Raw genomic sequence first — 24716 nt, forward strand, 5'->3', positions numbered from 1 at the left:
CTGCGCAGCCGCCGGGTACCGGCTCGGGAGCGCCATCGCCATCCCGGCGGCGCGATCGGCATGGACAGGAGCGGGTCGATGAGGACGCTGGCCGGGCGGTACCAGCTCGAACAGCGCATCGGTCTGGGTGGCATGTCCGAGGTGTGGCGGGCGCACGACGTGGTCCTGGACCGGCCGGTCGCGGTGAAGCTGATGTCGCCCGCGCACCGGGGCGAGGAGACCTCGGTGGAGCGGATCAGGACCGAGGCCCGGTCCGCCGCCCGCCTGGTGCACCCCAACGTCGCCAGCGTCCACGACTTCGGCACCTCCACCACGTTGCCGGGGCGGGAGATGCCGTACATCGTGATGGAGCTGGTGGAGGGGGAGACCCTGGCCGCGCACCTGCGGGCCGGGCCGCTGGACTGGCGGATCGCCGTCCGGGTCTGCGCCGAGGTGGCCGCCGCGCTCGCCGCGGCACACGCGCACGGCATCGTCCACCGGGACGTCAAACCGGCCAACGTGATGCTCACCCCGTCGGGGGCGAAGGTGCTGGACTTCGGCATCGCCACGCCGGCCGGCTCACCCGACCACCGCCCGGACGGGATGGTGGTGGGAACACCGGCCTACCTGGCCCCGGAGCAGTTCGACCGGCAGCCGGCCACCCCCGCCGCCGACATGTACGCCGTGGGGGTGCTGCTCTACTACTGCCTCACCGGACGGTTGCCGTACGCGGCGGGGACCACCGCCACCGAGTTGCTCGGGGCCCGCTGGCGGATCACCCCGGAGCCGTTGCCGCCGATCGCGGGGCTGCCGGCGGAGGTGGCCGACCTGTGCCAGCGCTGCCTCGACGACGACCCCGGCCGGCGGCCCAGCAGCCTGATGGCGGCGCTGGAGCTGGCGGAGGTGGTGGACGCCCGGGTCTACGTGCCGATGCTGGCCTCGGTGCCCCGGCCCCGGGCCGCGCCGGTGTCGCCGTGGACCGAGCGGGCCGCCGCCGAGGCGACCGAGGCGGTGGCGATGCACGACTGGACCCGTACCGGGCCGGGCTGACCGGGGGCGTCGGCGCGCACCGGCCCGACCCGGCGTTTCACCCGTTCGTGGCCGGGAATCCGGCCGGCGAGCGAGGGAGGAACGCGATGCCGGATCCGAGTTCCTGGTTGCACCAGGCCAGCGCGACCGCCACGGGCGGACACGTACGCACCGACGACGGCGGGCTCTCCACCGCGTTGGCGTCGCCGCTCGCGCCGCACTGCAGCGGGTTGACCCCGGAGCAACTGCTCGCCGCCGCCTTCGCCTCCTGCCTGCACCACGCGGCGGTCGAGGCGGCCGGGGAGATCACCGACGAGGCGCACACGGTGCAGGTGACCGCCGAGGCGACACTGGGGCGCGACGACGACGGCCGGTACCGGGCCGACGTGCACGCCAGCATCTCGTCGGTGGGGTTGAGCCGGGACCAGCTGGCCGAGCTGGTCGCCCATGCCGACCGGCTGTGGCCGTTCTCCAGCGACGACAACAGCCGGCACCGGCTGACGGTGAGCGCGGCCGAGAACGGCCGGCACTGAGCACCCGCCGCCCGGCCGGGACGGCCGGCCTGAGCACCCGCCGCCCGGCCGGGACGGCCGGCCTGAGCACCCGCCGTCCGGCCGGGACGGCCGGCCTGAGCACCCGCCGCCCGGCCGGGACGGTCCTCGACGGCACGGCCGGAGATCCCTGCGAGCTCTACGTCTTTTGTTCGCCTTCGCACCAGATATCCGCCGACCGGTGGTGAACTGGGGCACACGACACCGGTACCGACGGTGATCCGGGGGCGAAACCTCTCTAACCTCGGCGGGTGCACCCCGACCACACCACCGCGCCGCAGCCGCCCCGCCAGCACCCGGCCGGTCGTCCACACGAGACGACCCCGGGGGAACGACGGGTCGGCCGGCACCGGGCACCGGAGCCGCCCCGGCGCGGCGCGTTAGCCTCCGGTCCCGCCCGGCTCGCCCTTGCCGGTGGGGTCACCTGCTGCCTGGGGCTGGTCGCGTTCGCCGGGGTCCAGCGCGTCGACCGGCAGGAGCAACCCGTGCAGGAGGTGCTGGTCGACCGGGCCGCCGACGAGCAGCGGGCCTCCCGCTCACGGGAACGGACCGCCTCGCCACTGGCCGTCCCGGTCACCCCGACCCCGGCCGGTAGCCGCACCCCGGCCGCCCGGAAAGCCGCCCCGACGCCGAAGAAGCCGGTCCGGCCCCGCCCGGTCGCCGGGCTCACCCAGCTCCAGACGGACAACGCCAAGGTGATCGTCGACGTGGGCGTCGACCTGGGGGTGCCCCGCCGCGGCCTGATCGTCGCCGTCGCGACCGCCATGCAGGAGAGCAACCTGCGCAACCTCGCCAGTGACGTGCTGCCCGAGTCGTACGACCACCCGCACCAGGGCAGCGGATCGGACCACGACTCGCTCGGCCTGTTCCAGCAGCGCCCGAGCAGCGGCTGGGGCACCGTCGCCCAGTTGATGCGCCCCGCCTACGCGGCACGGGCCTTCTACTCGGCACTGGTCAGGATCCCCGGCTGGCCGGAACTCAGCGTCACCGCCGCCGCGCAGGCCGTCCAGGTCTCCGCCCACCCGGGCGCGTACGCGCGGCACGAGGAGCGCGCCACCACCGTGGTCGACGCGCTGACCTGAGCCGCCACGGCCGACCCACCCGGCCGGGCCGGGACCGGCCGGAAACCAGCGACCGGGCGACGCGGCGAGCCGTGGCCGGGCCGTCACGGGCGGCGGAACCGGGCGGTTCCGGCGACACGACGCCCGGCGCGTTCAGGCCACCCGGGTGCCCGGCTCCGGCCGGTCGACGGTCACCTCGTCGGTGCCGGTGGCCGGCCGGGTCGCCGGCACACCCCCGGCCGCCGCGGTGGGGGTGTCGACCGGCACCGGCTCGACGGTCAGCCCGCTCAGGAGATCGTCCGTCCGGTCCGCCCGGTGCCGGCGGGCGCGCAACGACGCCTCGAACTCCCGCCGGGCCTCGACCGCCTCGGCGTACACCCGTTCACGGAGGTGCCGGGCCTCCTCCCGGGCCGCCTCCAGCTCGCCGCGCGCCCGCGCCAGCAGGTCCGCCGCCGCACGACCGTCCGCCGGGCCGGCCACCGCCGCGTCGGCCCGCCGGCGGTCGACCATGGCCAGGAGCAGGGTGGCCTCCTGGCGGAGCTGGTCGCGGTCCCGCCCCGCGCCGGCGAGCACCTCCGCCCGCGCGGCGAGCCGGGTCAACCGGACTGCCAGCTCGTCCAGGCAGAAATCGACCTGCCGCTGGTCGTAACCGGAATCAACGACGGAGAACCTCATGCGTGTCGCCCCCCAGGAAGCTGGTACGTCTGTCCCCGCTCGATCCTCGCGGCAGCCGGCCCCCACCGAGGGAGTTCGAGAAAAATTCTCGGCAACTGAGGGTGACCGCCCCGGGCGAGACCCGGGGCGGTCCACGCGGTCAGGAACGCTTCGGCAGCACCACGACCCGGCCGAAGAACTCGTCGATCCGGCGCACCACGTCGTTGAAGTCGTCCAGGTCGATCGGCTTGGTGACGTAGGCGTTGGCCTGGAGGCTGTAGCTGCCCACGATGTCGGTGTCCGCGTTCGAGGTGGTCAGCACGACGATCGGGATGGTGCGCAGGTCCTCGTCCCGCTTGACCTCGCCCAGCACCTGGCGGCCGTCCATCCGTGGCATGTTCAGGTCGAGCAGGATGACGTCCGGGCGGCGGGCGTCGACGTGCCGGCCCTCCCGCCGCAGGAACTCCATCGCCTCCTGGCCGTCACCGACCACGTCGATGACCTTCGCGATCTCGGAGTCCGCCAGGGCTTCCTCGATCATCAGCACGTCACCCGGGTCGTCGTCGACCACCAGGATGCGGACGGGGTTCGTGGCGCCTCGGTCCATGGGTCCAACCTGTCTGTTGCGGCGATCGGGGGACGACGGTCTCGGTACCCCGCTGGCGGGCTGATCGAACGCGGCCGTCCGCGAGACGGCGGCGGCTCGTCACCCGCTGGCGGGGAAACTTAACCCATCACCGGGCGGACGACCATCGCGGGTCGACGGTATCCGGCTGGTAGCGCAACACGTCGGCCAGGCCGGTGATCCGCAGGACCCGGTCCACCCGGCCGGTCGCCCCGGACAGCCGCAACCAGCCGCCCCGGGCGACGGCCAGGTTGTCGCCGCGCACGAAGGCCGCGATGCCGGTGGAGTCACAGAAGGTCAGCTCGGTGAGGTCGAGCAGCAGGTGGCGCTCACCGGCGGCGGTCAGCCGGTCGATCTCGGCGTTGAGCGTCCCGGCCGCACCGAGGTCCAGCTCGCCGGCGAGCCGCAGGCACACACCGCTCCCCTCCCGCTCGGCGTGTGTGACGGTGAAGGTCAACGTCGTCCCTCTCGCTCACACCACAGGCAGACCCTTGCAGTGCAGCAAGTATACGTGGCGGGCTACGGGGGGCCTACGGCGACGCGTCAGCGCGGGACGGTGCCGGAGGCGACCGCCGTCGCCACACCGAGCGCCACGAACCGCCCCGCCCGGGGGAAGTCACGCAGGGCATGCCGGAGGTGGCCCAGCGTCGACGCGACCGCGGCCGCCGGCACCCCCCGACTGGTCAGCAGGGTCACCCACCAGTCCACGTAGTCGGTGAACAGCACCGGGTCGTCGACGTAGACGGCGGCAGCCAGGAAGTCCACCGCGTACCCGAGGTCACTGATCGTGGCGTCCCACTGGGCCGAGGTGTAGTCCACCACCGACGGCACCCGGGCGCGCAGGTCCGCCAGCGCCGAGTCGATCAGCTCGCCACGGCGCTTCACCAGGCTGGCGTACTCGTCGTCGGCCAGGTGGGACAGGTCCGCCGGGACCACCCGACGCAACGCCCGCTCGTCGGCGACCAGGTCGGCCGCGCCCGGCGCGTCCGGCGCCCAGGCGACCCCGAGCCGGCGGGCCCACCGACCGTCCACACCGAAGCCCCGCCCCCCGACCACCACCGGCACGTCCGAACGCTGGCACGCCTCGATCATCCGGTGCGCGTACGGCAGGCGCATCGGCAGGGCGCAGGCCAACGCCACCGCGTACGCGTCGTGCCGGTGCAGGTAGGACACCAGGTGGGCGGCCGGGACACTGGCCCCCAGGAAGGTCACCTGCCAGCCGCGCAACCGCAGCACCTCGGCGACCAGGCGGGGCGGCAGGGCGTGCCACTCGCCGTCCATGCAGGCCACCACGATCCGCCCCCGGGTGGGACGGGGATCGGCGTACGCGGTGACCGCGGCCACCACCCGCTCGCTGATGTGGGTCGCGGCGTGCTCCTGCGCCACGCTCCACTCGTTGCGGGCCCACCGCTCCCCCACCTCGCTCTGCGCCGGGGCCACCAGCTCGAGCAGCACCCGTTCCGCCGGGACACCGGCGTCGAGCAGCCCGGTCGCCACCTCGATCGCGCCGAACTCGTCGGCCTCCGCGAGGCGGGCCAGGAAGTCGGCCAGGGCGTGCGACGGGTCCGCAGTCGGCGCGTGGGACGGGTCGGCCGGGGCGGTCACGACGGTCCGGTCCTGTCGGTGGCCGGCTCCCCGCCGTCCTCGGCCGGCTCGGTCAGGGCCGGGACGGAGTGCAGGTGCCGCTGTGGACGGCCAGCCGGGCCGGTGGCCCGCAACGCGAGCACCGCGATGTCGTCGTGGTCGCCGTGCGCCAGCCAGTCGCCGGTGACCTGTTCGATCCGTTCGGCGAGCGCCGGGGCGGGCATCCGGTGACAGCCGGTGACCGCGCGCACCAACCGGTCCTGTCCGAACTGCTCGTCGCCGCGCCGACCGCCCCGCGCCTCGGTCACCCCGTCGCTGTAGAGCAGGCAGGTCTCCCCCGCCGCCAGTCGCACCGTGACCTCCCCGATCCGGGGATCGGGGACCACGCCGATCAGCATGCCGCTCAGCGGCACCGGCTCGACCTCCCCGGAGTTGCGCAGTACCAGCGGTGGCAGATGCCCACCGCCGGCCATGGTCAGCGACAGGCCCCCGTCGCGCTGCGGACGCACCACCCCGAGCACGATGGTCGCGAACCGACCCTGTCCATGCGCCTGGGTGGTCTCCAGCAGAGCGTCGTTGAGCAGCCGCAACAGCCGACCGGGGCGGGACTCGATGCGGTACAGGGCCTGCAGGCACTGGCGCAGCTGCCCGGTGAACACGGCGGCCTCCACCCCCTTGCCGGAGACGTCGCCGAGGAAGAACACCGAACCGCCGTCGGCCAGTCGGTGCGCGCCGTAGAAGTCCCCGCCGATCCGCAGGCTCGCCTGGGCCGGTCGGTACGCCGTCCCCCACTGCACGCCGTCCGCGTCGGCCGGCTCGACCGGCACCAGACTGGCCTGGAGGGTGTCGGCCACCTCGGTCTGGTTGCGGTAGAGGACCGCGGTGGTGAGGGCGGCACCGGCCCGCGCCGCGAAGGCCCGGACGAGGGCCACGTCGGCGTCGTCGTACCCACGGTTCCGTCGGGCCACCAGCAGCACCCCGGCCGGGGTGTCCCGGCCGGGCAGCGGGACCGCCCAGGCGGTCGACTCCCCGGCCGACACCCCCGGCAGCCAGCCGGCGTCGGCAGCCTGCTCGACCAGCCAGTCCACCGCGTGCGGTTCCACCCCGGACAGGCCCTCGGTGATCGCCGAGGGCAGCGCGGTGGCGGGCAGCACGCCGCTGTCCACCCTGGGCGAGTCGTCGTCGGCCCGGGTCGCCCGCCACCACCGGGCCCGCCCGGCCCGGGGGGCCAGCACCAGCACCGCCACCTCCGCCAGGGTGGGGACGCTCAGCCGCACCACCGCGGCGGCGGCCCGGTCGGGGTGCAGCGGGTTGCCCAGCTTCTCGCCGACCACCGCGAGGAAGGCGGACCGGGCCCGCTCGGCGAGCAGCGCGTCCGCGCGGGAGACGCTGTCGGTGACGTCCTCGACATAGAGGCAGCTACGGGATCCGGACAACGGCACCCGACGGATCCGCAGCCGCCGGCCCCGGTGGGCGACATCGCCCGGTTCGGCGTCGACCCCGGTCAGCACGGCCACCCCGGCGGCGGCCAGGTGGTGGCCGGGGGTCACCTCGGGCAGCAGCCGCTCGGCGACCGGACTGACGTGTCGGACCACGCCGTCGGCGTCGCAGACGATCAGGCCCTCACGGAAGTGCTCGACCACCTCGGACCAGGCGGGACCGGGCTCAGCGCGGTCCGGGGACAACGGCGGCAGCCCGCCGACGGTGCCGCCGGGCCGTGCCGCGGCCCGTCCGGTGCTCGACGTGGAGATCCGTCCGTCGCCCGGGTCGAAACCCCTGACGTCGGCAGCATTCACCAGCTGAGCCCCACTCCCCTTGTCGCCGTCCGCCCACCGCGGAGGTAGCACGTGTGTTCCGATTCCGTTCCCCCAGCCTACGCCGGAACGCGGGTACCGCCACCGCACGGCGGTCCCGCCCACGGATCACGCCTCCTGCGGACCCCCGGGGAGATTGTTACGATCCGGCAAAGTCCGGCCCGAGAGTCGGGTCCGGGGAAGGACGTACTGCGGTGACCCATGGAAGGAATCCCCAGGCTGCCCCGCTGACCATCTCGACCGACCAGTCGGACCCCCGGTCGCCGGTCATCGCGGTCGCCGGTGAGCTGACCTTCACCACCGCCGGGCCGCTGCGGACCGCGGTGGACCGGGCGTTGGACGGCCGGCCGGAGGTCCTCGTCCTGGACTTCACCGGACTGGTCTTCATCGACAGCACCGGACTGTCGGTCATCGTCCACGCCTGGCGCGAGGGCCAGCCGGCCGGGACGCTGATCCGGCTGCGGGGCACCCCCCGGTTCCTGACCACCATCCTCGACATGACCGGCGTCTCCGGGCTGCTGGCACGACCGTCACCGGCCCGGCCCGGCGTCGCGGCCCCGCAGCGCCCGACCGGCTCCGCCTGACCGCGGATCACCCGGGCGGTGGCCCCGCCCGGGTGATCCGCGCGGCACTGTGTACCCGGGCGTTTCCCGATCACCGGTTGCTGGGAACATGGAGGCATGCGTCCACCGCTGCTGTCGATCGAGGTGACCCGCCTCGATGCCGGCCACGCCCGGCTACGGCTGACCGGTGACCTCGACTTCGACACCGCGCCGGAGCTGGTCGACGCGGCGGCCGGGGTCCGTGCCGAAGGCTGCCCCGAGCTGACGATCGACCTCGACGGGGTCGGCCTGTGCGACTCGTCGGGCCTGAGCGCCTTCGTGGTGCTGAGCCAGGGCGGTGCCGGCACGGTCCGGTTGACCGGGGTCAACCACCGGCTCCGGCAGCTCCTCGACCGCACCGGCCTGACCGAGTTGCTGACCGTGGAGCAGCCCACGGTGCGCGCCGTCGAGAACGAGCGCGAGGTGGGCTGAGCCACCCCGCGCGTCCCGGGACCGGCTCAGGGTGCGGCTGCGGTGGGATACCGAGGGTGGTCACGCGGCCACCGCGGGTTGCCGTCGCGGTCCGGCCGACCGCAGGGCGGCGGGGGACGGCGGCTCCACGTCCTCCGGGGCACCGGAATCGGGGAGGTGGAACAGATACCGGACGAATCCCCCACCCGACTCGTTCTCCTCCGCGCCGGGCCACTGCCCGGCGCAGTCCATGCCCACCACCTCACGCCCCGAGCCGTCGGCCTCCTCCACCAGCGCCCAGAGACTCACCGGGTAGCAGCGGGTCACCTCGGGGCCGATCTGCCACCGCGAGTACCAGCCGGGACGAGCCGGGACGATCTCGACGATCCTCTTCATGACGACCTACCCTTCCGCGTGCCTCGGAAGACCTCCGGTCGACTCGATGATCTGCCCTCCACGGGTGAGCGCTCCTCACCCCCGGCGAGTGAAACGGGGGCACCGCGTACCCCCACCCCGCCGGCGCCGGGGGACGGCCCGCCCGGAGCCGCCCGGCCGGGCCTCCACCACCGGTTCCGGGCTACCGTGCCGGCATGGACCCTGCCGGCGCCCCACCCGCCGACGCCCCCGGCCGGACCGCCGCCGGGGAGGGCGACGACGACCGGTTGGAGCTGGTCGTCGACCCGGCCCGCCGGACCGGGCGCATCCTGCTCGCCGGGGGCGTCGCCCAGTCGTACGTCGACGTCACCGATCCGCGTCACCTGCACTTCGAGTACGTCCGTCGGATGGCCACCCTGGTCGATCTGGCGGCCCCCGCCGGCCGGCCGCTGGACGTGCTGCACCTGGGCGGCGGGGCGCTGACCCTGCCCCGGTACGTCGCGGCGACCCGCCCCGGATCGGCGCAGCGGGTCGTCGAACGGAACCCGGCCGTGGTCGCGCTGGTCGACCGGGAACTTCCCGCGCCACCACCCGGGGTGCGGGTCGAGATCGCCGACGCCCGGGAGGCGGTCGGCCGCACCCCCGACGGGGCGTACGACCTGGTGTTGGCCGACGTCTACCGGGGTGCCCGGATGCCGGCGCACGTGGCCGGCGTGGAGTTCGTCACCGAGGTGGCCCGGGTGCTGCGGCCGGGCGGCGGCTACCTGGTCAACGTCACCGACCTGCCGCCGCTGGTGTTCACCCGGGTCCAGGTGGCCACCCTGCGCGCGGTCCTGGCCGACGTCTGCCTGGTCGCCGACCGACGGATGCTGCGCGGCCGGCGGTACGGCAACGTGGTGCTGGCCGGCGGCAGCACGCCGGGACGGCTACCGGTGCGGCGGCTGGCCACCCGGGTCGCCGCCGACCGGGTGCCCGGCGCGGTGCTGCACGGGGCCACGCTGGATAGCTTCGTCGGCGGTGCCCGACCGGCCCGGAACGCCGACCTCACCGACTGACCGGCGGTCGCGGCAGCACATCGGGGCGCAGGCGGCCCGGATCCGACAGCCGACAGCCGACAGCCGACAGCGGATACCGATCATTTCCGGTCAGCGGTTGCGCACCGGCACCTCGGGTGAGGAACTCTCCAGCGGCACGGCGTTGGCCGGGACCAGGCCGAGTTGCGTCGCCGGCCGGGTCAGCGCGGCGTCCAGCACCCAGTCCGCGCTCACCCGCGCCCGGTTGCCGGGCATCGCCAACAGGTGGTAGCCGCGGGTCACCGCCTTGGCGGGCAGGCCGGACAGCGACACCTTCAGCGGGTTCGCCGCCGCGTCCCGGCCACCCAGGTCCACCACCCAGCCCAGGTCGTGGTGCTTGTACGGGCGGCGTCGACCCTGCCCGTAGGACGCGGCGATGTTCTGCGCCACGAGTTTGCCCTGCCGCTGCGCGTGCTGGGCGGTCATCGCACAGATCCCGCCCGGGCGGGTCAGGTCCGGCACGGCGGCGGCGTCCCCGCAGGCGTAGACCTCGGGGAACCCGGGGACGTTGAGGTACTCGTCGACCACCAGCCGGCCCTTCTCGGTGCGCAGGCCCAGCTCGGCCACGAACGGATCGGGGCGTACCCCGACACACCAGGCCAGCGTGCAGGTCGGCACGTACTCGCCGTCGGTGAGCCGCACCCCGTCGGCGGTGGCCTCGGCGACCGAGGTGCCCATCCGCACGTCGACCCCCCGGCGGCGCAGCACCCGGTCGGCGGTCCGCGACATCCGCTCGTCGAGTTCCGGCAGCACCCGGGGGGCCACGTCGAGCAGCATCCACCGGGGCCGGACCGTCAGCCGGGGCCGCTGCGCCCGCAGCGCGTCGGTGAAGAGCTGCCCGTGGGCGGCGACCTCGGTGCCGGTGTAGCCCGCGCCCACCACCACGAAGGTGGCGCGGGCCTGCTGCTCGGCGGGGTCCTCGGCCTGCTCGGCCAGCTCGATCTGGCGGACCACGTGGTCGTGCAGGTAGACCGCCTCGGGTAGGCCCCGGAAACCATGGGCGTACTCGGTCACCCCGGGGATGGGGAGCAGCTTGTTGACGCTGCCGACCGAGAGCACCAGCCGGTCGTACGCCAGTTGGCCCCGCTCCCCCTCCGGGTTGGTGAAGCCGACCCAGCGGTTGGCCAGGTCGACCCGGTCGGCCTCGCCGACGACCACCCGCACCCCGGGCAGGGTGCCGGTCAACGGCACCGAGATCCGGCTGGGCTCGACCACCCCGGCGGCCACCTCGGGCAGCAGCGGCAGGTAGAGGAAGTAGTCGGTCGAGTTGAGCAGCACGATCTCGGCCCGCCCACCGGCCAGCCGGCGCAACGTCTTCGCCGCGTGGTAACCGGCGAAACCGGCGCCCACGATCACCACACGAGGTTTCGTCATGTCCGCTCCCTTCCCGACGGCCAGCGCGACAAACGTGTCGCCACGCCCTCGTCCGCCGCCGGGCCGGAGCGGGGCGGCGGACGAGGGCGTGGCGGGCCATTTGATACATCAGTGACAAGCTCCCGACTGTCGTCACATCGCGTAGACGACACCGTTGCTTCGGGCACGCCGTCCACTCACGCTGAGTTCCTGTTCGACCACCACCGATCGGAGGAACAGATGAGAGTTCGCCGTGTCGTCGCCGTCGCACTGGCCGCCCTGGTGGCGGCCGTGGGGCTCGCGCCGACCACACCCGCCGCGGCGGCCACCGCGGACCGCTGGGGCTTCGCCTACGTCGACAACCCCGCCGTCACCAGCTGGACCGTGCTGGACACCACCCGGCAGTGGGGAACCTGGAAGACCGCCTTCCCGGCCGCCTGGGCCACCGGCGTCAAACTCGCGCCGGGCCGGTTCCAGGTGCGCTTCCCGCAGATCGGCGCCGGTGCGCGCGGGGTGCCGCACGTGACGCCGGTGGACCGGGCCGGGCACTACTGCACGGTGGTCCGCTGGTTCCAGTCGGGCGCCGACGAGATCGTCGACGTGCAGTGCTTCGCGCCGGGCGGCACCCGCGACGACAGCCGGTTCACCGTGCTGTGGACCGCCAGCTCCGGGGTGCTGCCGGCCGGCACCGCGCACGCCTACGTCCAGGGCGGCGTCAGCGGGCTGGTCCAGTCGTACGTGTCGACCGGTGCCGCCGCCGCGCTGGCCCCGCTGGGGGTCGGCCAGTGGTCGGTGAAGCTGCCCGGGGTCGGACTGGCCGGGGTGCTGGCCGGCAACGTGCAGGCCACCGCGATCCAGCCGAACGCCGGCCAACGCCGGTGCACGGTCGCCCGGTGGGGTGCCTCCGGCACCGACGTGCTGGTCTACGTGTTCTGCTTCGACCAGACCGGGGCTCCGGTGAACACCGACTTCACCCTCTCGTACCACCGGGGGCGGTCGGTGGTCGGGTCGCTGGCCCCGCCGACGTTCTTCGGTCACCTGGCCAGCGCGGCGGGCGGCCCCACCAACGACAACTCGCAGCTCGGCGTGGGCGTCAACACCATCGCGCCGCTCGCGCCCGCCGGCCGCTACCTGGTCACCTTCCCGCAGCTGGGCCAGAAGGAGACGCACGCCCAGGTCACCGCGCAGGGCCCCGGACCGAACTACTGCAACCTGACCCAACCCTGGTCGTACGCGGTGAACGCCCCGGTGGACGTGATCTGCTTCGACAACACCGGCAACCCCGCCCCCTACCAGGCGCTGGTCGCCTTCACCTCCCGGATCTGAACACGGGTGTCGACGCCCGCCGGGGTGACCGGCGGGCGTCGACGCGCCACGGCGGCGGGGCGGGCACGGCGGCGGGGCGGGGCGGGCGCGGCGGCGTCAGACGGGACGGGGGAACGGCTCCGCGGTGGGCAGCGCCACCTGGAGGTAGGTGACGCCACGCAGGTCCAGCCAGGCCCGGTCGGGCGCGCGGACCAGTCGCACCATCACCTCGGCGCAGGACGGGCAGCGCCCCACCAGACCGGGGGCGTGGGTGTAGACGCGCAGGTCGGCCATCGGGCCGGTCGCGCCGCACGACGCGCACCGCCCGGTCGCCGCGCTCAGGTCCACCGCGAACAGCTCGCGCAGCGGCCCGTCGAGCATGTTGCCGTCCAGGTAGGACATCTCGGTCATGGGGTTCTCCTTGCCGGTCAGCCGGTCGGTCCGAACCGCTCGGTGCGCACCCGCCGGGTCGGGTGGCCCAGCCCCACCAACAGGTCCGCGACGGTCTCCACGAAACCCGTCGGCCCGCAGACGTAGCAGAGCGGTTCCAGCTCCGCCGGCCACCCGTGGGTGTTCACGTCGGCCAGGCCGATCCGGTGCGGCTCGCCCCGCCACCCGTCGGGAGCCTGTCGGGTGTAGACGTGGGTCACGTCCAGCCCCGGGTCGTCGCGGTTGCGGGTCCGCAGCTCGTCGGCGTAGATGACATCCGTCGGCGTACGGACCGAGTAGATCAGCCGGAACGGCGCCCGGTTACCGGCGGCCCGGCGGGCGCGCACCATCGCCATCAGCGGCACCACCCCGGAACCGCCGGCGACCAGCAGCACCGGCGCGGTCTGTTCGGGCCGCCAGACGAACCAGCCGCCGACCGGACCGCGCACCTCCACCGGATCCCCCTCGGCCCAGGCGTCGGTCAGGTACGGCGACACCTCGCCGTCGGGCACCCGCTGCACCGTCAGCGCGATGCGGTCGCCGTCGGCCGGCCCGGCCAGCGAGTACGACCGGGCCGCCTGGTAGCCGTCGGGGGCGGTGAGCCGGACGTCGACGTGCTGCCCCGGCAGGTGCCCCGGCCAGCCGGGCACCGACAGGATGAGGGTCTGCGCGGTGGGGGTCTCGACCCGGCGCTCCACCAGCCGGGCCACCCGCCAGCCCAACGGCTTCGCCACCCGGCCACCCGTGGCGGCCGCGGTCACCTCAGTCGCCCTGGTAGCGCTGCTCGCGCCACGGGTCGCCGTAGTCGTGGTAGCCGGCGGTCTCCCAGAAACCGGGCTCGTCCTCGACGGTCAGCCGCAGGCCGCGTACCCACTTGGCCGACTTCCAGAAGTAGAGGTGCGGCACCAGCAGCCGGGCCGGGCCGCCGTGCTCGGCGGGCAGCGGCTCGCCGTCGTAGCCGTGCACCACCCAGGCCTGCCCGTCACGCAGGTCGTCCAGCGGCAGGTTGGTGGTGTAGCCGCCGTACGAATGCGCCTGGGCGTAGTCGGCGGCGGTGTCCACCCCGTCGAGCAGCACGTCCAACGAGACGCCCTGCCACCTGGTGCCGAACTTGGACCACCGGGTGACGCAGTGGATGTCCACCGTCGGGGTCTCCTGCGGGAGGTCCATCAGCTCCGCCCAGGACCAGCGGAACTCGTCGCCGGTCTCGGTGGCGAGGACGAACTCCCAGCGGTCCAGGGGAACCCTGGGGGTCGGCCCGGCGGACAGCACCGGGAAGTCCTCGGTCAGGTACTGCCCCGGCGGCAGGTCCGGGCCGGTCGACCGACGTCGGCCCTGGAAGCCTGGTGACACGATTCCCACCCGTCAGTCGTACCACCTCGGGGACGGGGGCGGGAGGGTTACCGCGGACCGGAACGCCCACGGCGGCGGTCCCGTCGCGGACCGCCGCCGCAAGCGTACCGTCAGTGCTTCCCGGTGACCGCCTCGGCGTCGCCGGGTTCCCGGTCGCGGGTGGCCCGCAGGCTGGTGAGGGTGACCACCACCAGCACCCCGATGATGACGCCGAGCGACGCGAGCGTCGGGATCTCCGGCACCCCCGACCAGATCCCGTGCGCCCAGTGCAGGCCGAGCTTCACGCCGATGAAGGCCAGGATGATCGCCAGGCCGTAGCTGAGGTGTACCAGGCGGCTCAGCGCGGCGTGCAGCACGAAGTACAACGCCCGTAGCCCGAGCAGCGCGAACGCGTTGGTGGCGAAGACCAGGTACGGGTCCTCGGTGATGCCGTAGACGGCGGGCACCGAGTCGACCGCGAAGACGATGTCGGTGGCGAGCACCGCGACCACCACCAGGGCGAACGGGGTCAGCGCCCGCCGGCCCTGCTGCCGGACCGTCATCCGGGTGCCGTGGTACTCGTCGACCACCGGCATGAACCGGCGCAGCAGCCGCACCGACCGCATCTTGTTGATGTCGATCTCCTGCTCGTGCCCGGAGAGGGCGTCGCGCAGCAGCTTGACCGCGGTGGCGATCAGGATGACGGCGAAGAGCAGGAAGGCGAAGTCGAGGGTCTGCAACGCCGCCGCCCCGATGGCGATGAAGACCGCGCGCAGCACCAGCGCCCCGGCGATGCCGTAGAGCAGCACCCGCTGGGCGAGCACCGCGGGCACCGCGAAGGCGGCCAGCAGCAGCATGAACACGAAGAGGTTGTCGACGGAGAGTGACTTCTCGACCAGGTAACCGGTCAGGTACTCGACACCCTGCTGGGAGCCGTACCGGGACCAGACCCAGCCGCCGAAGGCCAACGGCAGCGCGATGTAGAACGCCGACCAGCCCAGCGCCTCCCGGATCGACACCTCGTGCGGCCGGCGGGTGACCAGGAAGTCGAGCACCAGCAGGGCGAGCACCCCGACGATGGTCACCGCCCAGAGGGTCGGGGTACCCACCGACGACAACTCACCGGCAGCAAGATATGACAGATCGGTCATGGAGCCTCCTCGAACACCGTGCCATGTTCGAGGTCTCCTTCACCCACGATCCGCCGTGGGCAACCACCCGAGGCGGACCCGGGGCCCGCCGTACTGACCGGAATGGTTCGTGGGAAGTACTCCCCTCGTGCGGTCCAGGTTAGGCCAGGTCGGGAGCACCCGCCAAGTCAGGGCACCCGACTCGACGACATGGTTGCCCTGATCAACGGCTGTGCCGGCACCTCCGCCACCCGGTCCTCCCGGAGTGCTGCGGCACCCGGGCCGACCGCCGCCACCGTGTCGACGGGAGCCGGCCGGCCGCGACGACGGCGGGGGCCCGATCGGTCAGCCGCGACAGCGGCGGGAGCCCGATCGGCCGGCCGCGACAGCGGCAGAATCCCGACCGGTCAGCCGCGCCAGCGGCAGAATCCCGATCGGTCAGCCGCGAACCTCGCGGGTCGACCGCGACGGCGCTGGGAGCCGACGGGTCAGGCGCGACGGGACACGGTCACACCCGGGGTGAGCGCCGGCTCCACCAGATCCCGGTAGTCACGCGGCAACCGGGTCACCAGATCGTCGAACTCACCGCCGCTGACCGCCTCCCGGACCGTGACGAGGACCGCGCGCACCGCCTCCCGGGCGGCCGGCTCGGTCAGGTCACCCCGCTCCGCCACCCGGGCGACGAACTCGGCGGCACCGAACCGCTCGGCCGCCTCGGTGCCGGGACCCGGCCGCAGGGCCAGGCGCAGCGGCACCGGTAGCTGCGTCGCCAGGTCGAGCACGTCGCCACCGGTCAGCCGCTCGGCGAGGGTCGCCAGGGTCGCGTGCGTCACCATCACGGCCCGATCCGGGCCGGTGCGGACCCGCCGCGCCACCTGGTCGACGAAGGTGTCGTAGTCCATCGCGGGCTCCCTTCGAGCCTGGGCCGGTCGATCAGCCACCGGTCGCGCCGGGGCCGGTCGGTTACCCACCGGCACGACCCGGAAACGACGCACCGGTGGCTGACCGACCGGCACGGTCCGGAGACGACGCGCCCGACGGGTGGGGATTTTCCGCCGCCGATGACGCGTGACCGGCCACCGGACGGGTAACCGCCCGCCGGCCACGACGCCCCGACCACGCCCACTCGATCCCGGCTACGGATCAGGGGCGACCGGGGCGGCCCGGCCATCAGCCGCCCCGGGAGCGGTGCCGACCACGCGGAGCGAGGAGCGAGGAGGCTCACCTGATGACCAGTCGGAGCGACGTCCTGCGGTACCTGTCCGGCCTGGACTACCCCGCGGAGAAGGACGCCGTGGTGCGCCAGGCCGAACGGGAGGGCGCACCGCCGGACGTGCTGGGGGCGTTGCGGGCGTTGCCACCGGTGGACTACGCCAATGACGCCGAGGTGGCCCGCTCCGCCGCCGTCGACGCCGCCCCGGGGATCAGCGCGCCCCAACGGGCACACCAGGCGAGGAACAAGCGCCCCCGTCGGGTCTCCCAGCACCTCCGCAGCATCTGACCCCCGAACCCACCCTCCCCGTTGATCAACATGCTCCCCCTTCCCGTTGATCGAGAGGTTCCCGTCACCCACCGCGAGAGATCTGACGCGGACCTCTCGACCAACGGGGCATGCGGGGACGCGGGGGACGCGCGCGGAGAGTGCACAGCGGGCAGGGGCCGGGAAGGCGGGCGCCCCGGGTCGCGAACCGCGACCTGGGGCGCACGCGTGCCTGTTCACCGGCCAGCTGCCGGGTGGCCACCCGAACCGGGTGGGCATCGCTGCCACGATCAGCTTATGACACACCATCATCCGTCCGGCTGATTTCCGGCAATACTGTGGGCGAGCACACCACCCGCGCCACCTGCTCAGTCGTGCAGGTCACCCCGCCGGCCCCGGGCCTTCAACCGGACGCCGGGCATCGCCGGGGCGGGCAGCGGCGGGGCCGCGTCGTCGGCGACCGTGCCGAAGCGACGCCCGGCCATCCAGTCCTCCCGGGCGTTGGCCACCTCCTCGTGCGAGCGGCCGACGAAGTTCCACCACATGACGAGCGGCTCGTCGAACGGCTCACCGCCGAGCAGCATCAGCCGGCTGCCCGGGTCGGCGGCCACGGTCAGCCGGTCCCGCCCCGCCCCCAGGTAGAGCAGCGCACCGGGCTCCAGGGCCAGCCCGTCCACCCGGGCCCGGCCGGACACCGCCAACAGGGCGTACTCGAAACCGGACCGCAGCCGCAGTGTCGCCGGCGCCGGGCCGCGCGCCTCCAGCTGCGCGCCGAGCAGCGGGGTGTGCACCACCGCCGGGGACCTCTCACCGGCCAGCTCACCGACGAGCAGGGTGTGGTCCCAGTCGCCGTCGCGCCACCGGGGCAGGTCGGAATGGTGGGCGAAGTCGGCCGCGCCGGCCCGCGCCGGGTCGGGCAGCGCCACCCACAGTTGCACGCCGTGCATCACCGGCGGTCGGGTGACGGGTGAGCGTTCGGAATGGGCGATGCCGTGTCCGGAGGTCATCACGTTGAGCTGGCCGGGCCGGATCGGCTGGATGTTGCCGAGACTGTCCCGGTGCACGACCTCGCCGTCGAGCAGCCAGGTCACCGTCTGAAGGCCGGTGTGTGGATGCGGCGGCACCTCCATTCCCGGCCGCCGCGCGACGTCGTCCGGGCCGAAGTGGTCCACGAAGCACCACGCCCCGACCATCCGACGCACCCGCTGCGGCAGCAGCCGGCGCACCGTGGTGTAACGCCCCAGTGGCACGTCGTGGCCGGGCAGCAGCACGCTGCCCGGATCCTCGGGGACGACGCCGGGTGGTCGGGTCTGCGCCGGCAACGATTCGGTACGGTCCACCAGCCGACTCTATGCCCGCTCCCGCCGCGGCACCTCAGTCCTCGACGACGGTGACCGTGTTGGCACCGGCCACGAGGTCGAGGTAGAGCCGATCGGGCGACCGGTCCCAGTCCGCCGAGCCGACCGTGGCCCCCCGGGCCAACCCGTCCCGCCGGTCGCCGTACCAGACGACGCTGCCGGCGCCGGCGCTGGCCCGGATCCGGACCGGTGGGCCGTCGAGTGCCCGGACCACGAACTGGTTGACGCCGCCGGTCATCCGTACGGTGCGGGTACCCTTCGTCGGCGGTAGCCGCAGGTCGACCCGGGCCGCCCCGCCGATCAGCTCCACCCCGGACAGCCGTGCCGCGGACAGGTCGAGGACATGGTCGCTGACCCCGCCGATCAGCCGTAGCCGCCAGGTCACCCGCGAGTTGAGCACCACGTCGACGACACCCCGGCCGGGCTCGTCCCGCCGGGTCACCCGCAGTTGCACCCGGTCACCGGACACCTCGGGCCGGGGGGTCAGGCCCGCGTCGGCCGGGCTGCTGATCCGGTACAGGTCGGCACCGAGGTCGTCGGCGCGCAGCCGGAACGAGGTCACCCCGTCCATCAGCTCGAAGGTCGCCCGGCGCAACCCGCCGACCGGCGCGGTCGCGGCCCGCCCGCCGGCGGTCTCGGCGGCACCGGCGCCACCGGGTCCGACGCCCACCGTCACCGGCGGCGCGTCACTTCCCCCGGAGAAGACCACCCCCAGCCGGTCCGGGTTCGCCATGGTCACCACCACCGCGACCGCACCGAGCGCGACCACCAGCGCCGCGGCGGCGGCCAGCCACCGCGCCCCACGGGGCCACGGCGACCGGGGTGGCCGGTCGCCTGCCGGGTCGCCGGTCACCTCGGCCCCGACCGGGTCGCCGGTCACCTCGATCACCGGCTCGAAGACCGGTCGTTGTCCGCCCGCCGTCGGACGGTAACCCTGATCCGGCTCCGCCATCGTGCCTCCCCTGTCCGGTCCCCCACCCAGCACTACGTACGGGCAGCCGGAACGGATCACTCCACCCATGCCCGGCTCGGCCGCCGGCCCCGCTCAGTCGGTGTCCCGCCCCCAGACCCCGCCCCGGTAGACGGTCCCCCGGTACGGAGTACCCCCGTCCCGGTCCGACCGCTCCACGGGATCGACACCGGGCAGGGGTTCGGCGGCCGGGGCGTCGGCACGGGCGGCGCGGGCGGAGCGGGCGGCACGGATCCGGCTGACCACGAACCAGCCGGCGACGGCGACGCAGACCACGATCACGACCCGCTGGAACGACCCGACGTACTCCTCGACGACGTGCCAGTTGTCACCGAGGAGATAACCGGCCAGCACGAAGGTGGTGTTCCAGATGAGGCTGCCCAGCGTGGTGTAGAGCAGGAACGTCGGAACCGGCATCCGCTCCACCCCGGCCGGGACGGAGATGAGGCTGCGGAAGATCGGGATCATCCGTCCGAAGAACACCGCCTTGACCCCGTGCTTGAGGAACCACGCCTCGGTACGGTCCACGTCGCTCAGCTTCACCAGCGGCAGCCGGGCCGCCACCGCCCGCATCCGGTCGCGGCCCAGCGCCGCGCCGATGCCGTACAGCACCCAGGCACCGACCACGGACCCGAGGGTGGTCCAGAGGATCGCCCCGACCAGGCTGATCCGCCCCTGGGCGGCGGCGAAGCCGGCCAGCGGCAGGATCACCTCGCTCGGAATCGGCGGGAAGAGGTTCTCCAACGCCACCGCCAGCCCCGCGCCCGGCCCACCGAGCCGCTCCACCAGACCGGTGACGTAACCCACCGGCCCCTCGGACGACGGCTCGGCGGCGGACACGACCGTACGGGGACCGAGCGCCAGCGAGCGTGTGATCATCCGACAACGTTACGAGCCGGTCGACGAATCGACCACGGGACCGACCGGCCGCCCCGCGCCGGTTAGCGTGGACCCGTGCACGGACAGGTGACCCAGCTGTGGCGGTACCCGGTCAAGTCGATGCTGGGCGAACGGCTCACCGACACCACGGTGGACGGTCGCGGCGTGGCCGGTGACCGTCGGCTCGCCCTGCTGGACCGGGAGACCGGACGGGTCGGCAGCGCGAAGCGACCCCGGCCGTGGTCGGCACTGCTCGGTGTCCGGGCGACCGGCGACGCCCCCGGGCGGGTCCGCCTCACCCTCCCCGACGGTAGCGTCCACACCTGTCCCGACGCCCGTCTGGACGCCGCGCTGTCCCGGCTGCTCGGCCGGGCGGTCACGCTCACCGCCACCGTGCCCGCCGACGCCCTGCTGGACCGGGCCGACCCGGACGCGGTGCTGGCCGACGGACCCGACGCCGACGTCCCGGTGACCGGCAACCCGCTGGGCGGCGCCGCCCCGGCCGGCAGCCTGGTCGACTTCGCGCCGCTGCACCTGGTCACCACGGCCAGCCTGGACGCGCTCGGTCTGCCCCCGACGGCGGTGCCCCGCTACCGGCCCAACCTGGTCGTGTCCACCGACGCGACGGGTTTCGTGGAGAACGGGTGGGCGGGTCGGGAGCTGCGGATCGGCGCGGAGGTGGTGCTGCGGGTGCTGGCGCCGACGCCCCGGTGCGCGGTGCCCACCCTGGCGCACGGCGCGCTCCCCCGTGATCCGGAGGCGCTCCGGCGGCCCCTCCGACGCAACCGGGTGGTCCCGTTGCCCGGGATGGGGGCGCAGCCCTGCGTCGGGGCGTACGCGGTGGTGGTGCGGGGTGGCCGGGTCGCCACCGGGGACCGGGTCGAGCCGGTCTGACCGCCGGCCGGCGGCCCCGCCACGCCGGGCCCACCCGGCGCGACCGGAGGGCCGTCAGGGCTTGCGGGCGACGCCGCAGTACATGCTCACCTCGGCCGCCGTGGGACGGGGCTGCGGTTCGGCCGCGGCCCGCCACTCGGCCACCGAGACGAGGCCGGGCTCCACCAGGTCCAGGCCGTCGAAGAAGCGGGCGACGTCGTCCCGGCCACGAAGATTGATCATGCCGGGCGCGTTGCCGACCCGGGTCGCCTCCCGGGCCTCCTCGGCCACCTCGGGGGCGAGGTGGTCGAAGGTGGCGTGCGACGCGGCCAGGTAGCTGCCCGGCGGCAGCTCGGCGAGCAACCGGCGGACCACACCGTAGGGGTCGTCCGGGTCCGGCACGAAGTGCAGGATGGCCACCAGCATCAGGGCGACCGGCTGCCCCAGGTCGAGGGTGCGCCGCAGTTCGGGGTGGCGCAGGATCTTCTCTGGATCCCGCAGGTCGGCGTCGATGTAGGCGGTGGCGCCCTCCGCCGAACTGGTCAGCAACGCGCGGGCGTGGGCCAGCACGATCGGGTCGTTGTCGACGTAGACCACCCGGGACCGCGGTGCGACGGCCTGTGCCACCTCGTGGGTGTTGTTCGCCGTCGGGATGCCGGTGCCGATGTCCAGGAACTGCCGGACGCCCGCTTCCCGGGCGAGGTGGGCGACCGCACGTTGCAGGAACCGGCGGTTCTCCAGGGCGGCGGTACGGACGGTCGGGAAGGCCGCCGCCATCGCGTCCCCGGAGTCCCGGTCGGCCTGGAAGTTGTCCTTGCCACCGAGCCAGTAGTTGTACCGGCGGGCCGGGTGTGCGACCGAGGTGTCGATCCGGTCGCTGGGGTGCGGGGCGGCGCCCGTCGGGGCATCGGTGGTCACCGGGTCCTCCATGACTCCGTGCCATCCCGGGGCTGATGGCGTCCGTCCACTGTCTGCGGTTGCGGCCATCGTAGAGGTCGCCCGGGTACGGCCGGCCGGCCGGTGTGGCGGTTACTCCGGGTACAGCTCGTCGCGCAGCCGGGTGAGCACCTCCGGCGTGCGCTCCGGCGGGGTGGCCTCGACGCAGAGCCGTTCCATCGCCGCCGCGTAGTAGTCCAGGTCCTCCCGCTTGTCGAGGTAGAGCGCGCTGGTCAACTGCTCGATGTAGACGATGTCGGGCAGGTCGTCGTCGCCGAAGCGCAGGATGGTGAAGGCTCCGCCGGCCGCGGCGTGGCCGCCCGCGTCGAACGGGATGACCTGCAACCGGACGTGCGGCGAACGGGTCGCCTCGATCAGGGCGCTCAACTGCCCCCTCATCACCTGCCGACCGCCGATCGGCCGGCGCAGGGCGGCCTCGTCGATCACCGCCCAGAGCTGCGGCGGATCGGCGCGGTGCAGCAGCTGTTGGCGCTGCATGCGCAGCTCCACCCGGCGGTCCACCTCCTCCACCGCCGCCCCCCGGTGCCCGAGCAGGACCACCGCGCGGGCGTACTCCGGGGTCTGGAGCAGGCCGGGGACGAACTGCACCTCGTAGCTGCGGATCAACGCGGCGGCGGCCTCCAGGCCCAGGTAGGACTGGAACCAGCCGGGCAGCACGTCGCCGTAGCGGTGCCACCACCCGGGGCTGTTGGCGTCCCGGGCCAGTTTGAGCAGCGCGTCGCGCTCCTCGGCGGCGGTGACCCCGTAGAGGGTGAGCAGGTCGGAGACGTCACGTTCCTTGAACCCGACCCGGCCCAGCTCCATCCGGCTGATCTTCGACTCCGACGAACGGATCTCCCAGCCGGCGCCCTCACGCGTGACACCGCTGGCCTCCCGCAGCCGGCGCAGCTGTGCGCCGAGCAGCATCCGCAACACCGTGGGTCCGGTGGCCGGTCCCCCCTCGGCGGCAACCATCGTCACGTGCCCCGCCCCTCCGCACAATGCCCACAACCGGTAGTGATCCCAGGCCCCCGCCCGGCCGACGAGTAAGCATGCCATGGACCGACGGTGAGGTGAACATCCTCCGGACGAACACGGTCCCGTGGTCGGGACCGGCGAACACTAGCCGATCAGATGGTCGAAGTCACCATCGCGCGCCCCGAGGACGAACGCCGTTATCTCGTCCACCGTGTAGATCAGGGCCGGACCCTCGGGATGGCGCGAGTTGCGCATGGCGATGCCGGCGCCGCCGGGTAGCTCGGCCAACTCGACGCAGTTGCCGCTGGGGTTGCTCCGCCGGCTCTTCTCCCACCTCAGGGGGGGCAGCTGGGTGGTGGGGACGCCGTTCTCAGGCTGCTGCATGGATGTCTTTCTGTCGGGGTTCGGACCCGGTGTCGCGAGGGGATGGTCCAGGGCTGGAAGGGCTTCGCGACATCAGATTCGGCCGTGATGCACGTGCATCTGCTATTGCATCTGCATCGGACAGCGAGCATGATAACGCACGTGGGCGGTACTTATCCGTTCACTTTGGGTTACCGCCCCGGGGGCATTCACCTGGGGAAACGAGGGTCCGGAGCGGCACGACGGCCGCCGCCGCCCGGACCGTACGCCGACACCGCGAGGGAGGACCCGTGCCGGATCCGTTGACCGTCGCGTCCGGCGTCTCCGCAGCCGGGGCCCTGGTCTCGGTGTGGCAGCTACGCCGCCGGGCGCTACAGGCCGAGGCGGAACTGGAGCACCTCCAGGCCGAACTCGCCGCCGAACGGCACGCCGCCAGCCACGATCCGCTCACCGGGTTACCCAACCGGAGGGCCTTCTACCGGCTGGCCGCCACGCTGCTCACCGACGCCGGCGGGCAACCCCTCATCGCGGTGGTGCTCGACCTCAACGACTTCAAGCAGGTCAACGACCGGTACGGGCACGCCGCCGGCGACCAGGTGCTGATCAGCGTCGCCCAACGGCTGGCCGCCTTCGCCGGGGACAACCTGGTCGCCCGGCTCGGCGGGGACGAGTTCGCCGGCCTGCTGGCCAGCCCTTCGGTCGACCGGCGCTGGATCGACCACGCCACCCGGCGGCTGCGCGAGGCGCTGGCCGCCCCCATCCCGCTGGGGCCGTGCAGCGTCCGGGTCACCGCCTCGGTCGGGCTCGCCCCGGTCACCGGTCCCACCCAGCTCGCCGACGCGTTGTGCCGGGCCGACGCCGCGATGTACCGGGCGAAGGGCGTCACCAGCCGGCAGTCACCCCGGCAACTGCTCGACGCGGCCCGCCTCGCCGAGTGCTGAGATGCCCTTGCCGGCACCCGCGCCGCAACGCGCCGGCTCCGGCGCGAGAGGACGCGACGGGCCTTCCTCGACGGTCCCGGGCGGGAACCCTCGCGGGGGCGGCGGTCAGCGCCAGCCGTAGCCGGACCGCAGCGCCTGCCCCACCCGGTCGAACCGGGCCCGGTCCAGCACCGCGCCCTCCCGGCGGATACCGTCCTCCCGCATGGTGAGCACCCGGTCCAGGCGTACCCAACTGGGTCGGGCGTCGCGGTCCCAGTCCCCCGGACCCAGCCCCAGCCAGTGCCGCTGCCCGTCCCGCTCGCTCTGGCTGGAGAGCATCAGCCCGAACAGCGTGCGGCTGGACCGGCCGACCACCAGCACCGGGCGGTCCTTACCCTGCTTCGGGTCGTCCTCGTAGGGCACCCAGGTCCAGACGATCTCCCCCGGGTCGGCCTGCCCGTCCGGCTCCGGGGCGTACGACAGCTCCCGTCGTTGCAGGGCGCTGACCTGCCGCCGCCGGGCCGGCTGGGCCGGGATCGGGCCGGCGGTGCCGCTGCGCTGCGCGCCGACCGCGCCGGTCATCCGGCCGAGCCGGGTCGCCACGTTCCTCAACAGACCTGCCACGGCGGGCAGCGTACCGCCCCGGGTGCGG

At 74.0% G+C, this 24716-nt stretch carries 29 protein-coding genes; 10 read left to right on the top strand and 19 right to left on the bottom strand.

Features of this window, described 5'->3' with window-relative positions; all coding sequences use genetic code 11:
• Nucleotides 1-78 precede the first annotated feature (78 nt).
• The 3 genes from O7612_RS18005 to O7612_RS18015 all read left to right on the top strand — a co-directional run bounded on the left by O7612_RS18005 (nt 79) and on the right by O7612_RS18015 (nt 2641).
• Nucleotides 79-1029: a serine/threonine-protein kinase gene (locus O7612_RS18005; protein ID WP_282265739.1), complete on the top strand. Its 951-nt coding sequence runs from the start codon at nt 79-81 to the stop codon at nt 1027-1029.
• An 86-nt stretch (nt 1030-1115) separates the two neighbouring features.
• Nucleotides 1116-1541 carry an OsmC family protein gene (locus O7612_RS18010; protein WP_282265741.1) on the top strand — a complete coding sequence of 142 codons (426 nt, stop codon included), beginning with the start codon at nt 1116-1118 and terminating at the stop codon, nt 1539-1541.
• A 269-nt stretch (nt 1542-1810) separates the two neighbouring features.
• Nucleotides 1811-2641: a hypothetical protein gene (locus O7612_RS18015; protein ID WP_282265742.1), complete on the top strand. Its 831-nt coding sequence runs from the start codon at nt 1811-1813 to the stop codon at nt 2639-2641.
• A gap of 132 nt (nt 2642-2773) precedes the next feature.
• Here the strand turns inward: O7612_RS18015 and O7612_RS18020 are convergent, their stop codons facing one another.
• The 5 genes from O7612_RS18020 to O7612_RS18040 all read right to left on the bottom strand — a co-directional run bounded on the left by O7612_RS18020 (nt 2774) and on the right by O7612_RS18040 (nt 7279).
• Nucleotides 2774-3295, bottom strand: coding sequence for an ATPase (locus O7612_RS18020; protein ID WP_282265743.1), 522 nt, complete (start codon nt 3293-3295; stop codon nt 2774-2776).
• Between the two features lie 139 nt (nt 3296-3434).
• Entirely contained in the window at nt 3435-3881 is a 447-nt protein-coding gene (locus tag O7612_RS18025; RefSeq protein ID WP_067312804.1) for a response regulator, read from the bottom strand.
• A gap of 127 nt (nt 3882-4008) precedes the next feature.
• Nucleotides 4009-4356 (bottom strand): STAS domain-containing protein, encoded by a 348-nt coding sequence (locus O7612_RS18030; protein ID WP_282265744.1) that lies wholly within the window; start codon nt 4354-4356, stop codon nt 4009-4011.
• 86 nt (nt 4357-4442) lie between these two features.
• Nucleotides 4443-5504 (bottom strand): cobalamin-dependent protein, encoded by a 1062-nt coding sequence (locus tag O7612_RS18035; protein ID WP_282265745.1) that lies wholly within the window; start codon nt 5502-5504, stop codon nt 4443-4445.
• Nucleotides 5501-7279, bottom strand: a complete 1779-nt coding sequence (locus tag O7612_RS18040) for a PP2C family protein-serine/threonine phosphatase (protein ID WP_282265746.1) — start codon at nt 7277-7279, stop codon at nt 5501-5503. The genes O7612_RS18035 and O7612_RS18040 overlap by 4 nt, the downstream gene beginning before the upstream one ends.
• 212 nt (nt 7280-7491) lie before the next feature.
• On the opposite strand from O7612_RS18040, the gene O7612_RS18045 reads away from it, so the two are divergent.
• Nucleotides 7492-7881, top strand: a complete 390-nt coding sequence (locus O7612_RS18045; RefSeq protein ID WP_282265747.1) for an STAS domain-containing protein — start codon at nt 7492-7494, stop codon at nt 7879-7881.
• A 96-nt stretch (nt 7882-7977) separates the two neighbouring features.
• The gene (locus O7612_RS18050) at nt 7978-8331 is read left to right on the top strand and encodes an STAS domain-containing protein (RefSeq protein ID WP_282265748.1); all 354 of its coding nucleotides are present in this window, start codon (nt 7978-7980) and stop codon (nt 8329-8331) included.
• Between the two features lie 60 nt (nt 8332-8391).
• Here O7612_RS18050 and O7612_RS18055 read toward each other — a convergent pair whose 3' ends face one another.
• Nucleotides 8392-8706, bottom strand: coding sequence for a hypothetical protein (locus O7612_RS18055; protein WP_282265749.1), 315 nt, complete (start codon nt 8704-8706; stop codon nt 8392-8394).
• 194 nt (nt 8707-8900) lie between these two features.
• On the opposite strand from O7612_RS18055, the gene O7612_RS18060 reads away from it, so the two are divergent.
• Nucleotides 8901-9740: a fused MFS/spermidine synthase gene (locus O7612_RS18060; RefSeq protein WP_282265750.1), complete on the top strand. Its 840-nt coding sequence runs from the start codon at nt 8901-8903 to the stop codon at nt 9738-9740.
• 90 nt (nt 9741-9830) lie between these two features.
• On the opposite strand, the gene O7612_RS18065 is transcribed toward O7612_RS18060, so the two are convergent.
• Complete coding sequence (locus O7612_RS18065) at nt 9831-11132, bottom strand: NAD(P)/FAD-dependent oxidoreductase (RefSeq protein ID WP_282265751.1); 1302 nt, start codon at nt 11130-11132, stop codon at nt 9831-9833.
• 219 nt (nt 11133-11351) lie between these two features.
• Here O7612_RS18065 and O7612_RS18070 point away from each other — a divergent pair, with 219 nt between their 5' ends.
• The gene (locus O7612_RS18070; protein WP_282265752.1) at nt 11352-12437 is read left to right on the top strand and encodes a hypothetical protein; all 1086 of its coding nucleotides are present in this window, start codon (nt 11352-11354) and stop codon (nt 12435-12437) included.
• 96 nt (nt 12438-12533) lie between these two features.
• On the opposite strand, the gene O7612_RS18075 is transcribed toward O7612_RS18070, so the two are convergent.
• From O7612_RS18075 to O7612_RS18095, 5 genes are all read right to left on the bottom strand, one after another.
• On the bottom strand, nt 12534-12827 hold the full coding sequence (locus tag O7612_RS18075; RefSeq protein ID WP_282265753.1) for a DUF6510 family protein: 294 nt from the start codon (nt 12825-12827) through the stop codon (nt 12534-12536).
• Between the two features lie 17 nt (nt 12828-12844).
• A complete protein-coding gene (locus O7612_RS18080; RefSeq protein WP_282265754.1) occupies nt 12845-13606 on the bottom strand; it encodes a ferredoxin reductase in 762 nt (253 codons plus the stop codon).
• Nucleotide 13607: 1 nt separating this feature from the next.
• The gene (locus O7612_RS18085) at nt 13608-14207 is read right to left on the bottom strand and encodes a sulfite oxidase-like oxidoreductase (protein ID WP_348774236.1); all 600 of its coding nucleotides are present in this window, start codon (nt 14205-14207) and stop codon (nt 13608-13610) included.
• A gap of 101 nt (nt 14208-14308) precedes the next feature.
• Entirely contained in the window at nt 14309-15328 is a 1020-nt protein-coding gene (locus tag O7612_RS18090) for a TerC/Alx family metal homeostasis membrane protein (RefSeq protein ID WP_282265756.1), read from the bottom strand.
• A 467-nt stretch (nt 15329-15795) separates the two neighbouring features.
• Nucleotides 15796-16209: a DUF2267 domain-containing protein gene (locus O7612_RS18095; protein ID WP_282265757.1), complete on the bottom strand. Its 414-nt coding sequence runs from the start codon at nt 16207-16209 to the stop codon at nt 15796-15798.
• A gap of 326 nt (nt 16210-16535) precedes the next feature.
• Here O7612_RS18095 and O7612_RS18100 point away from each other — a divergent pair, with 326 nt between their 5' ends.
• Nucleotides 16536-16808 (top strand): DUF2795 domain-containing protein, encoded by a 273-nt coding sequence (locus O7612_RS18100; RefSeq protein ID WP_282265758.1) that lies wholly within the window; start codon nt 16536-16538, stop codon nt 16806-16808.
• Nucleotides 16809-17155: 347 nt separating this feature from the next.
• Here the strand turns inward: O7612_RS18100 and O7612_RS18105 are convergent, their stop codons facing one another.
• The 3 genes from O7612_RS18105 to O7612_RS18115 form a co-directional block, all read right to left on the bottom strand.
• Nucleotides 17156-18127, bottom strand: a complete 972-nt coding sequence (locus O7612_RS18105; RefSeq protein ID WP_282265759.1) for a pirin family protein — start codon at nt 18125-18127, stop codon at nt 17156-17158.
• 34 nt (nt 18128-18161) lie between these two features.
• Nucleotides 18162-19097, bottom strand: coding sequence for a hypothetical protein (locus O7612_RS18110; RefSeq protein ID WP_282265760.1), 936 nt, complete (start codon nt 19095-19097; stop codon nt 18162-18164).
• A gap of 93 nt (nt 19098-19190) precedes the next feature.
• Entirely contained in the window at nt 19191-19994 is an 804-nt protein-coding gene (locus O7612_RS18115) for a DedA family protein (protein ID WP_282265761.1), read from the bottom strand.
• A gap of 75 nt (nt 19995-20069) precedes the next feature.
• Here O7612_RS18115 and O7612_RS18120 point away from each other — a divergent pair, with 75 nt between their 5' ends.
• A complete protein-coding gene (locus tag O7612_RS18120) occupies nt 20070-20888 on the top strand; it encodes an MOSC N-terminal beta barrel domain-containing protein (protein ID WP_282265763.1) in 819 nt (272 codons plus the stop codon).
• Nucleotides 20889-20942: 54 nt separating this feature from the next.
• Here O7612_RS18120 and O7612_RS18125 read toward each other — a convergent pair whose 3' ends face one another.
• From O7612_RS18125 to O7612_RS18135, 3 genes are all read right to left on the bottom strand, one after another.
• On the bottom strand, nt 20943-21797 hold the full coding sequence (locus tag O7612_RS18125) for an SAM-dependent methyltransferase (RefSeq protein ID WP_282265765.1): 855 nt from the start codon (nt 21795-21797) through the stop codon (nt 20943-20945).
• Between the two features lie 99 nt (nt 21798-21896).
• Nucleotides 21897-22784: a helix-turn-helix transcriptional regulator gene (locus O7612_RS18130; protein WP_282265767.1), complete on the bottom strand. Its 888-nt coding sequence runs from the start codon at nt 22782-22784 to the stop codon at nt 21897-21899.
• 141 nt (nt 22785-22925) lie between these two features.
• Nucleotides 22926-23165 carry a DUF397 domain-containing protein gene (locus O7612_RS18135; protein WP_282265768.1) on the bottom strand — a complete coding sequence of 80 codons (240 nt, stop codon included), beginning with the start codon at nt 23163-23165 and terminating at the stop codon, nt 22926-22928.
• A 269-nt stretch (nt 23166-23434) separates the two neighbouring features.
• Between O7612_RS18135 and O7612_RS18140 the strand changes: the two genes are divergently transcribed.
• Entirely contained in the window at nt 23435-24085 is a 651-nt protein-coding gene (locus tag O7612_RS18140) for a GGDEF domain-containing protein (RefSeq protein ID WP_282265769.1), read from the top strand.
• A 105-nt stretch (nt 24086-24190) separates the two neighbouring features.
• Here the strand turns inward: O7612_RS18140 and O7612_RS18145 are convergent, their stop codons facing one another.
• On the bottom strand, nt 24191-24688 hold the full coding sequence (locus tag O7612_RS18145; RefSeq protein ID WP_282265770.1) for a type II toxin-antitoxin system PemK/MazF family toxin: 498 nt from the start codon (nt 24686-24688) through the stop codon (nt 24191-24193).
• Between the last annotated feature and the right edge of the window lie 28 nt (nt 24689-24716).

It is taken from the genome of Micromonospora sp. WMMD987 (genome assembly GCF_029581435.1).
In the GTDB taxonomy this organism is placed as follows: Bacteria; Actinomycetota; Actinomycetes; order Mycobacteriales; family Micromonosporaceae; genus Micromonospora; species Micromonospora rifamycinica.